The organism is Streptomyces sp. NPDC020965, from assembly GCF_044333555.1.
Taxonomy (GTDB): domain Bacteria; phylum Actinomycetota; class Actinomycetes; order Streptomycetales; family Streptomycetaceae; genus Streptomyces.
Genome location: NZ_JBIRRE010000005.1, coordinates 121,302 through 131,636, shown reverse-complemented (window position 1 = coordinate 131,636; position 10,335 = coordinate 121,302). Strand labels below are relative to the sequence as shown.

Here is a 10,335-nt window from a genome sequence, read left to right as displayed (position 1 = left end):
CCCGGGTCGCGAACGGTTGTGTGCGGGGGCAGGTGGCCGGTGCGCGAATTCGGGTGCGGGGGGAGACGCCGGGCAGCGCCTGAGCGGGTTGCGTGGGCGGCGGGGTGGGACGTCAGCCCGGTGGCGCCGGGCGGCTGACCGAGCGCGCGCGCCGGAGGACGGCGGCGGCGTGGGGCTGGCGGTGGAAACCCCGCAGTGACGTCCGCAACTGGCGCAGGGCCTGATCGGCCGGAGCCGCGTGCAGCATCGGGTAGTGGTCGAGGAAGACCTGCCACTGGATACATGCCTCTTCGAGCCGCCCCAGTGTCAGCAGCGTCCCGGCGAGCCGCGCCCGGGTGAGCGCGCTGGACCGGTGCCGGTCCTCGGGGCGGGCGTCGGCCGCCGTCGTCAAAGCATGCACGGCCTGGGCCGGCTCCCCCAGGGCCAGCAGTGCCCGGCCGCGCTGATAGTCGAGGCCGGGCCGGGGGTAGCGGGTGAAGGGGCCCGTCCCGCCGTCGGCGCGGTCGTGCTGCGCCTGGGCCGTCGCGAGATCGCTGACGGCCTCCCGGCGGCGGCGCGCGTAGGCGTGGGTGACGGCGCGCTGGCTGAGCAGGAATGCCTGGGTGGACGGATCGGCGTCCGGGCCCGCGGTGTCCACGGCGACGTCGGCGAGATGGGCCGCGCGCTTGCGGAACCCGAGGGAGAGCGCCTGGATACTCATGGCGCGCAGGGTGACGGCGTGCAGACGGCGGTCGTCGGCCTCCCCCGCGAGGTCGAGGGTGATGGTGAAGTAGCTCTGGGCCAGCCGGGCGTGTCCCGCGTCCATGCTCATGCGGGCCACCACATGGGCGAGCTGACCCGCGCCGGTGAGGAGTTCCCGGCGCAGGGCGGGTGGGCCGGGGGCGACCAGGAGAGGGCTGGCATCGTCGGCGAGATAGGCGACCAGGGCCGAGCGGCCGTGTGCGCCGCCGTGGAACTCCATCAGGTCGACGAAGACCTGGACCATGCGGAACAGTTGCTGAATGTCCTCCCGAGTGACCTGCCGGCTCGGTCCGGCCGACCGGACGGCGGGGAGCCGCTTGGGTCTCCAGTCGAGTGCGGTCAGATCGGCCAGGGTGTACGCGGAGCCGGTGACGCCGGCGCGGCTCACGGGGTCCGCGTCGGCGCGGCACAGGGCGACCAGCCGGTCCACGGTGTCGCCCGCACCGGACCGGTGCGGCAGCAACGGGTCATCGGCGGCCTGCCGGGCCTTGGTCAGGCCGGTCTCCTCGGCGGTGACGAGGCGGCCACCGCGACCGCTGAACGCCGAGGCGACCAGCTCGGGGACGGGCGGCCGGGGCCGGGAACCCGTCAGCCAGTGGGCGACCGCGGTCCGGTCGTAGCTCAAGGTCAGACCCTGCGCCCGGCCGAGACCGTTGACCTCGCGGGCCAATTGGGCCGGCCCCCAGCCGGCCTCCGCGAGCAGTGCGGCGAGTCTGCGGTTGGGCTGGCGGCGCGCCATGCTGCCTCATCTCCAGGGAGAGTTCACTCCCGTCCCAGGCGGCCCGGCGCGAACGCGCTGTTCACCGCGTACCCGTCCCGATGTGCGGCGGATCGCCTTCGGGCCGGGCGGCGGGAGGCCGAAGACATTCTCCGGCCGCTGCCCTCATCGTCCTGCGATCTGATTACCGCAGGAGTGGCGAGAAGTCTCAATCAGTCTCCAAATCTCTGCCAAAATTTGGTCAAGTACATGGGATTAGTGGGCAGTTGGGGGGAGTCCGGTCCATCTCGAACCTCTCGCGTCTTCGCGGCCCCGGACACGCCCCGCCCGTACGCCACCGGCGCGCGGCGGATATCCCCCGCCCCGGAGCGCCTACCACGCGCCCGTCGCCATTGAACGCCTTCACGCACCCCGGTCATACTGCGACTTCCAGGGGGAGCCGCCGCCATGCGTGCGGTCAACTCCCCCGCAAGAGCGGCCACTTCGGTGTGTCCGCTTCGCTCATCTCCAGGGGGAGACTTGCGCAGACAAGTGAAAAGGGCGTGCATCTCCACGATCGCCACGGCGGCCGCCGTGGCCCTGACGGCGGGCATGACCGGCCCGTCGTCCGTCGCTGCAGAGCGCACGGAACAGCAGCCGGCCGCGACCACGGCCAAGGCGAAGGCGGGGGTCGCCACCAAACACCGGGTCACGCTCGTCACCGGTGACCGTGTCATCGTCGACGGCAAGGGCCGGGCCGTCGGTTTCGAGCGCGCCAAGGGCCGCGAGGCCATACCCATCGCGACCCGGACGGTCGCAGGACACACCTTCGTCATACCGGAGGACGCACGCCGACTGATCGAAGCCGGACGCCTCGACCGACGTCTCTTCGACGTCACCGAGTTGAGCGGGGCCGCGAGCCGGAAGGCCCGCGCCGACGGGATCAAGGTCATCGTCGGCTATGGCGGGGCCTCGGCGGGCGCCGCCCGCGCCGAGGTGCGGTCCGCCGGAGACACTCAGGTGCGGCGGTCCCTCCCGGGGCTGAACGCCGATGCCGTCACCACCCCCGACCGGGACGTCCCCGCCCTGTGGGAGGCGCTCACCCGGACCGAGCAGCGGGGCGCACGGACCACCAGCGCCGGGATCAGCCGGATCTGGCTGGACGGGGTGCGCCGGGCCCAGCTCGACACCAGCGTGAAGCAGATCGGCGCGCCCCAAGCGTGGGCGTCGGGTTACGACGGCACTGGCGTCACGATCGCCGTCCTGGACACCGGGGTCGACGTGACCCACCCGGACCTCGCGAGCCGGGTGGTCGGCGCCGAGAACTTCACCTCGTCCAAGGACACCAAGGACCGGTACGGCCACGGCACCCATGTCGCCTCCATCGCGGCGGGCACCGGGGCCAAGTCGGGCGGGAAGTTCAAGGGCGTCGCGCCCGGCGCCAAGGTGCTCAACGGCAAGGTCCTCGGTGACGACGGCTCGGGCTTCGACTCCGGCATCATCGCCGGTATCGACTGGGCGGTGGCGCGGGGCGCCGACATCGTGAACCTCAGCCTCGGCGGCTACGACACCCCGGAGCTGGACCCCCTCGAAGCCCATGTCAACAAGGTCGCCGCCGAGAAGGACGTGCTCTTCGCCGTATCGGCGGGCAACAACGGTCCCAGGCCGGGCACCGTGGGTTCACCGGGCAGCGCGGAGGGCGCGCTCACCGTGGGCGCGGTCGACGACAAGGAGCTGATGGCCGACTTCTCCAGCGTCGGCCCGCGCAAGGGTGACAACGCCGTGAAGCCGGATGTCACCGCACCGGGGGTGAACACCACCGCCGCGGCCGTCCCCGGCAGCGTCATCGACGACCAGGTCGGCCAGCAGCCTCCGGGCTACTCGACCATCTCCGGCACCTCGATGGCCGCGCCGCACGCCGCGGGCGCCGCCGCACTCCTCAAGCAGCGGACCCCCGCCCTGACCGGCCGCGAGCTGAAGCAGGTGTTGATCGGGTCCACCAAGAGCGGCGGCCACGGCATCTTCCAGCAGGGCTCCGGCCGGATCGCCGTTGACCAGGCCATCCGGCAGACGGTGATCGCGGAGGAGTCGTCGCTGAACTTCGGCACCCAGCAGTGGCCGCACACCGACGACACCCCCGTCACCAAGAAGATCACGTACCGCAATCTGGGGACCCAGGCCGTCGCCCTCCGGATGACGATCGCGGCGACCGGCCCCACCGGCCGGCCCACCCCGATCGGCTTCTTCTCGGTCGGCCAGCGGAATGTGACGGTCCCCGCGGGTGGCACGGCCTCCGTCGACGTCACCACCGACACCCGGCTGGGCGGTGACATCGTCGGCGCCTACTCCGCGACCGTCGTCGCCACCGGCGGCGGTCAGACCGTGCGGACGACCGGCACCGTGGACCGGGAGGTCGAGTCGTACGACCTGACCGTCCACCACCTCGACCGGGAGGGCGCGCCGAGCAAGGACTTCCACTCCGTCCTGCTGGGCCTGAGCGGTCCCGGCGCCGAGCGGGAGATCCAGTACTCCGCCCCGACCGGTACGGCCAAGGTCCGGGTGCCCAAGGGCGGATACACCCTGGACGCCCGGCGCATCGTCGACCCGGCGGACGAGAGCAAGGGCGGCGACTGGCTCGTACAGCCCCTGCTCGACGTCTCCAAGGACACGACGATCACCGTCGACGCCCGTGGCACCAAGCCGGTCTCCATCACCGTGCCGGACGCCCGTGCCACCCCGGAGGGAGTCGGAGGCGAGTACCAGGTGGCCCTGGGCGACAGCACGGCCGTCGGAGGCTGGTACCAGTCCTCGTTCGCCAACATACGGACCGGGCAGCTCGGCGGCGCCGCCACGGGGGTGCGGCTCAAGCAGAAGTGGGAGTCCCACTGGGTCTCGGGCACCGCCACGGAGTACAACACCGTGCTCGGCGGGACGGTGAAGCGCCTCGCGACCGGCTTCACCAAGCGCTACACGGCGGGCGAGCTGACCAAGGTCACGGTGGGCCTCGGCTCGTCGGCCCGGGGCACCGAGGGCGCGGTCGTGGCCTGGGCCTTCCTCCCGGGGACCGATGGGTCCTACGGCATGTCCGTTGAGCGGCGGGTGCCCACCACGGTGACCATGCACCTGTCCACCGCACCGGGGACCACCTGGCAGTTCGACTACGACCAGTTCGGTGAGAAGGACGCGCACGGCAATCCCGCCCGTGACATCGCCTACTCCACCGGGGAGAAGCGGTACCGGGCCGGGAAGGCGTACACGGTCACCATCAACACCGCCGTGGCCGGCCCCTCCCTCAGCGACGACGTCGGCCTCTACCGCACCGGCGACACCCTCACGGCCTATGTGCCGATGTTCAACGACGGCGCGGACAACTGGGGCATGTCGGCGATGTCGGCCGCCCGGACCACCCTGCACCGGGGCAAGGTCAAGCTGTTCGAGACCGATGACCGGCTGGAGGGGGAGCACACCTACAAGATCCCGTCGGCCCCGGCCACGTACACCCTCGCCACCTCGCTCCGCCGGAGCCCGAAGATCGCCGCGGCGTCCAGCCGAATCGACGCGAGCTGGACGTTCCGCTCCACCCGGCCGGCCGGCGGTGACGAAGCGTTCGCGAAACTGCCGCTGTCCGTCGCGCGGTTCACCCCCTCGGTCGCGCTGGACGGCACCGCTCCCGCGGGCAGGCTCCAGTCCGTGCCCGTACGGGTCCAGGGCGCGGCGGCCGGCGCGAACCTGAAGTCGCTTCGGGTGCTCCTCTCGTACGACTACGGCGTGACCTGGGCGACCGTGCCCGTGCGGGCCGGGAAGATCGTCGTCAAGAACCCGGCGAAGGGGAAGGGCATCGCCTTCCGGGCCGAGATCGCCGACAAGAAGGGCAACACGTCGCGGATCTCGATCCAGAACGCCTACTACGGCGGCTAGGCGGCCAGGTGCCCAGTCACCACTGGCCGTGATGTACGGCGGCGGCCCATCCGGGAAGGTCCGGGTGGGCCGCCGTCGTGTCAGGCGGCGGCGCGCCGCAGGGCGGGCGCGGTCCTCGCGATCCGGCGGCGCAGCCGACGCGCGATGTGGGCGGCGTCCCGGCCCACACCGTGCAGGGCGTTGGACAACAGGGTGTGCTGGCCGTCGACGCCGACGTAGGCGAGCCCGGGGTGGACGGTCGAGAGCCCGTGCCGCTGCCGGGGCAGTCCCGCCCGGTCCAGCGCGCCGATGGGCCGCAGATACTCCAGCGCCGGTCGGTACCCCGTACCGAGAATGATCGTGTCCACGGATTCGCGGCGACCGTCGGCCCAGAGCAGTTCCGGGCCGTCGGCGCCGGCGAACATCGGCCGGTGGTCCGGTTCGCCGCGCTTGATGGCCGCGCGGTACGCACCGTTGTAGTCCGGTACGACGTTGAAGGGCTGGGACGACGACAGCAGCGGACCGACCGGGAGCCCGAGCACGGCATCCGTGGCCCGCCACCAGAAGTCGCCGTCGGGCAGGAACAACTGGTTGGTGAAGCCGATCCGGCCGCGGGTGGCGAGCGTGGTCCTGGTGTGACCGGCCAGCTCGATGGCGATCTGCACCGCCGAACTGCCTCCGCCCACCACCACGACCCGCTGCCCCGCGAACGGGGCGGGCGAACGGTACTCGGAGGAGTGCAGCACCGTGCCGGTGAAGGATTCGAGGCCCGGGATCGCGGGCCGGTGGGGTCGGTCGAAGTTCCCGGTGGCGGCGACGACCACGGGGGCGTGCAGCCGGGCGCCATCGGTGGTCTCCACGATATGGCCGTCCCGGTCCGCGAGGACCGAGCGGACCCGGTGCCCGGTGCGGATCTCACAGTCGAGTCGGGCGGCGTAGGAGCGTAAGTAGTCGACCACCTCGTCCCGCGCGGGATAGTGCGTGGCCGGACCGGGGAAGGGCATCCCGGGGAGACGGGAGAAGCGGGCCGGGGTGAACATCCGCAGACTGTCGTAGTAGCGCGGCCAGGAGCCGACTGGTTCCGCGCCGGCCTCCAGGACGACCGGCCGGAATCCTTGGTTGCGCAGGGCGAAGGCGGCGCTGAGTCCCGATTGTCCGCCGCCTATGACGATGGCCGTATCCATGTACTCCCTCTCTGGCGCGTTTCTCTGGTACGGGCTCTGGTACGGGGGCGCCGGGGGTTCTCACGGCCCGCCTCTCGGTGGTGGCGCGGGCAGTCCGCGCGCCAGGCCCTCGATGGACCGGTCCAGCAGGGTGATGAGCGAGACCGTTCCGCCGAGCCGGTGCCAGTGCTGGAGGCAGGCCCGCAGGGCGCCGTCGACGACGCAGTACAGGAGCATGGGGTACGGGTCGTCCGGGTCGAGTCCGAGGCGGGCGGCGAGCGCGTCGACGGTCCGCTGCTCGCTCTCCGCCTCCAGCGCGACGAGCCGTGCGAAGAGCAAGGGGTGTTCGACCATCAGCGTCAGCCGGGTCAGCCACTCCTCCCGGTCCGCGTCCATGCGCTCCAACTCCTCGCGCCAGACCTGGGCGACCGCGTACAGCGGTTCGACCTCCTCCGGCACGGCGGCGATCCGGTCGGGGGCCTCCCTGAGCCGCAGTGCGTAGTCCGGGTACGCCACGACGAGGGCGTCCTCCTTGCAGGCGAAGTAGTTGAAGAACGTGCGCGGCGAGACCCCGGCCGCGCCACTGATGTCGTCCACCGTCACCCGGTCGAGCCCCCGCTCGGTGACCAGCCGCAGCGCGGTGGTCGCCAACAGGCGGTGTGTCTCTCGTCGTTTGCGCTCGCGGAGGCCCGTGGGCCGCTCATCGCGTGGAGTGGCTGTCACCCGATCGACGGTAGCCATATTCATGCAGGCTCTGCAAGGTTGCGGATCCTGCAATCTTTTGCGGCGCCGGGCAGCACGCAGCGGCGGCGGTACCGACCGATGGGCAGCGCACGCGGCGGTACCGACCGGTGGGCAGCGCCCCGTGACTGCCCACACCCCCGCTTCCGGCGAGCGATATCACCACGGGATGTGTGCCAGTCGCCGAAGGACCCGCCCGGCATCCCGGTCCGGCGGTGGCCCCGGGGACTCATCACCGGACCGTCACGCTGTCGACTGTCAGTGGCCTGTGCGAGGGTGATCGGCATGGGTACGACACCTGACGGCCGCCCCGTCCCGCCCCCGCGTGGCGATGAACGCGCCATGCTGGAGAGCTGGCTGGACTTCCACCGCGCCACGCTCGCGCTGAAGGTCGCCGGACTCGACGACCACCAGGTGCGGGTGGCGTCGGTGGAGCCCTCGTCGATGACCCTGCTGGGCCTGGTCCGGCATCTGACCGAGGTCGAACGCAACTGGTTCCAGCGGGTGTTCCCCGCGCGCGATGTGCCCGCCGTCTACGAGGACGCCGGCGCGGACGGCTTCACCCTCTCGCCGGACCAGGACATGACCGCCGCGCTCGCCGTCTGGCGGCGGGAGATCGCCCGTGGCAGCGAAATCACTGCCGACGCCTCCCTGGACGACTGCGGCAAGCTCGCCGCACCGGCCGCCGAGGTCCTCGGGGACGAAGGCGTCTCGCTGCGCTGGATCCTGATCCACATGATCGAGGAGTACGCGCGGCACAACGGGCACGCGGATCTGCTGCGGGAGCGGATCGACGGGGTGGCGGGGGCGTGACGGCCCGCCTGAGCCGGGGCGCCGGAACGCCTCGCGCCGCCACACGACCGGGACGCTGAGGCGCGCGGCGGCGGGCGGGGTCCACCGGGAGGCCGAGGCGACACAGACTCGCGCGGGTCTACCGGGACCCCGAGGCGCCGGGCGGCGAGGCCCGCCCGCGAGTCGCCGGAGGCGCACGCGTGCGCCTCCGGCGACTCGCGGGCGGTGCCGTGGTGCGCACCAGGCGGTTCCCCACGGCCGGCTTCGCCCGATGGACACCGTGCGGGCCGGCCGGCCTCCGCGATCCCCGATGCGGCTGAAGCCGGCACCGGGGCCCACCACCCAACGCCGAGGCCCTAAGCCGAGGCCCGCTTCCGTGGCGTCGTCTTCTTCGCCGCGGTCTTCTTCGCCGCCGTCTTCTTCTTCGTGGCGGTCGAGGCGGTCGACTTCTTCTTCGCGGCGGGCTTCTTCCCGGCCGACGCCGTCTTGCCGCGCGCCCGCTTGATCGGGGTCACCTTCGCGTCCCCCTCCCCCTCGCCCCGCCCCTCCTTCGCCGCCTGCACGCTCTTCTCCAGCGCCGCCATCAGATCGATGACCTTTCCGCGCCCCTCACCCGGTGCCGTCTCCGACTCCGGCAGGGCCCCGCCGCCCTCCACCTTTGCCGCGATCATGGATTCGACCGCCTCCCGGTAGTCGTCGTGGAGCGATTCCATGTCGACGTCGCCCAGGGTGTCCATCAGCGCGTCCGCCAGGTCCAGTTCCGCGTCCCGGACGGTGACATCGGTCTCCGGGGCGACGCCTTCGGGGCGGCGGATCTCGTCCGGCCAGAGGAGGCCGTGCATGGCGATGACGTCGTCCACGACGCGGAGCATCCCCAGGCGTTCCCGCCCGCGCAGGGCGAACTTGGCCAGGGCCACCTTCTCGCTCCGTTTGAGGGCCTCGCGGAGCAGTGTGTACGGCTTGGCGGCCGGTACTCCGTTGGCGGAGAGGTAGTAGGCCGCGTCCATCTGGAGCGGGTCGATGGACGCGGCGGGCACGAAGGCCACGATCTCGATCGTCTTCGCCGTGGGGAGCGGCAGCGCGGCCAGGTCCTCGTCGGTGATCGGGATGATGGATCCGTCCGCGTCCTCGTACCCCTTGCCGATCTCGGCCGTGGAGACCTCCTTCTCCTCCAGCTCACAGACCTTGCGGTAGCGGATGCGTCCGCCGTCCTCCGTGTGGATCTGCCGGAAGGAGATGGAGTGGTTCTCGGTCGCGTTCACCAGCTTGATCGGGATGCTGACCAACCCGAAGGAGATCGCGCCATTCCATATGGATCGCACCTTTGATCCCTTTCATCCGGTAATCCGTGGGATTCTCATCGTATGACGCCGATCACGGAGGTGGCTGGGCGGCGGCTGCCGCTGAGCAATCTGGAGAAGGTCATCCATCCCGCCACCGGGACCACCAAGGGCGAGATCCTGCACTACTACGCCCGTACCGCCGAGGCCCTGCTCCCCCACGTCCGGGACCGGCCCATGTCCTTCCTCCGCTACCCGGACGGGCCAGACGGCCAGCTCTTCTTCACCAAGAATCCGCCGCCGGGTACTCCGTCATGGGTACGGACCACCCCGGTGCCGCACTCCGACGACCCCCGCGCCCGTCAGGTCGTGATCGACGATCTGCCGTCCCTGATGTGGGCGGCCAATCTGGTGGTGGAGTTCCACACGCCCCAGTGGGCCGCCGGTGCCCCGGCCGTCGCCGACCGGATGGTCTTCGATCTCGACCCCGGAGCCCCCGCCACCGTCACCGAGTGCTGCGCCGTCGCCCTCTGGCTGCGGGAGCGGCTCGCGGCCGACGGGCTCGACGCCTACGCCAAGACCTCCGGCTCCAAGGGCCTGCACATCCTCGTACCGCTGGCGCCCACCCCGTCCGACGCGGTCTCCGCCTACGCGAAGGGGCTAGCCGTCGAGGGCGAGGCCGCGCTCCCCGGGCTCGTACTGCACCGGATGGCCCGCAAGCTGCGGCCCGGGAAGGTCTTCGTGGACCACAGCCAGAACGCCGCCGCGAAGACGACCGCCGCGCCCTACACCCTGCGTGCACGCGCCGAACCGACCATGTCCGCGCCGCTGACCTGGGACGAGGTGGAGGCGCGGCGGAATCTGAGCCTGCTGCTCGATGACATCGCCCCCCGGCTCGACCGGTACGGGGACCTCTTCGCCCCGCTCGCCGATCCCGACCGGGCCGGGGCCCGCCCGCTGCCATGACCACCCCGCCACCGCCACCGCCACCGTCGCCGTCGTCACCGGCACGACCGCCGGGGGG

The 10,335-nt window shown here is 71.8% G+C and carries 7 protein-coding genes; 3 read left to right on the top strand and 4 right to left on the bottom strand.

The features are described 5' to 3' along the window. Positions 1-112 precede the first annotated feature (112 nt). Positions 113-1,480 (bottom strand): tol-pal system YbgF family protein, encoded by a 1,368-nt coding sequence (locus ACH4S7_RS17155; RefSeq protein ID WP_398522007.1) that lies wholly within the window; start codon positions 1,478-1,480, stop codon positions 113-115. Positions 1,481-1,978: 498 nt separating this feature from the next. On the opposite strand from ACH4S7_RS17155, the gene ACH4S7_RS17150 reads away from it, so the two are divergent. Further along, complete coding sequence (locus ACH4S7_RS17150) at positions 1,979-5,356, top strand: S8 family peptidase (protein WP_398522006.1); 3,378 nt, start codon at positions 1,979-1,981, stop codon at positions 5,354-5,356. Between the two features lie 80 nt (positions 5,357-5,436). On the opposite strand, the gene ACH4S7_RS17145 is transcribed toward ACH4S7_RS17150, so the two are convergent. Both ACH4S7_RS17145 and ACH4S7_RS17140 read right to left on the bottom strand, forming a co-directional pair. Beyond that, positions 5,437-6,519, bottom strand: coding sequence for a flavin-containing monooxygenase (locus ACH4S7_RS17145; RefSeq protein ID WP_398522005.1), 1,083 nt, complete (start codon positions 6,517-6,519; stop codon positions 5,437-5,439). A 60-nt stretch (positions 6,520-6,579) separates the two neighbouring features. Next, a complete protein-coding gene (locus tag ACH4S7_RS17140) occupies positions 6,580-7,221 on the bottom strand; it encodes a TetR/AcrR family transcriptional regulator (RefSeq protein ID WP_398522004.1) in 642 nt (213 codons plus the stop codon). Positions 7,222-7,524: 303 nt separating this feature from the next. Here ACH4S7_RS17140 and ACH4S7_RS17135 point away from each other — a divergent pair, with 303 nt between their 5' ends. Beyond that, positions 7,525-8,052, top strand: a complete 528-nt coding sequence (locus ACH4S7_RS17135; protein ID WP_398522003.1) for a DinB family protein — start codon at positions 7,525-7,527, stop codon at positions 8,050-8,052. 335 nt (positions 8,053-8,387) lie between these two features. Here ACH4S7_RS17135 and ACH4S7_RS17130 read toward each other — a convergent pair whose 3' ends face one another. Then, positions 8,388-9,353: a Ku protein gene (locus ACH4S7_RS17130; RefSeq protein ID WP_398522002.1), complete on the bottom strand. Its 966-nt coding sequence runs from the start codon at positions 9,351-9,353 to the stop codon at positions 8,388-8,390. A 42-nt stretch (positions 9,354-9,395) separates the two neighbouring features. Here ACH4S7_RS17130 and ligD point away from each other — a divergent pair, with 42 nt between their 5' ends. Beyond that, positions 9,396-10,277 (top strand): non-homologous end-joining DNA ligase, encoded by an 882-nt coding sequence (gene ligD / locus ACH4S7_RS17125; protein ID WP_398522001.1) that lies wholly within the window; start codon positions 9,396-9,398, stop codon positions 10,275-10,277. The last annotated feature ends 58 nt before the right edge of the window (positions 10,278-10,335 follow it).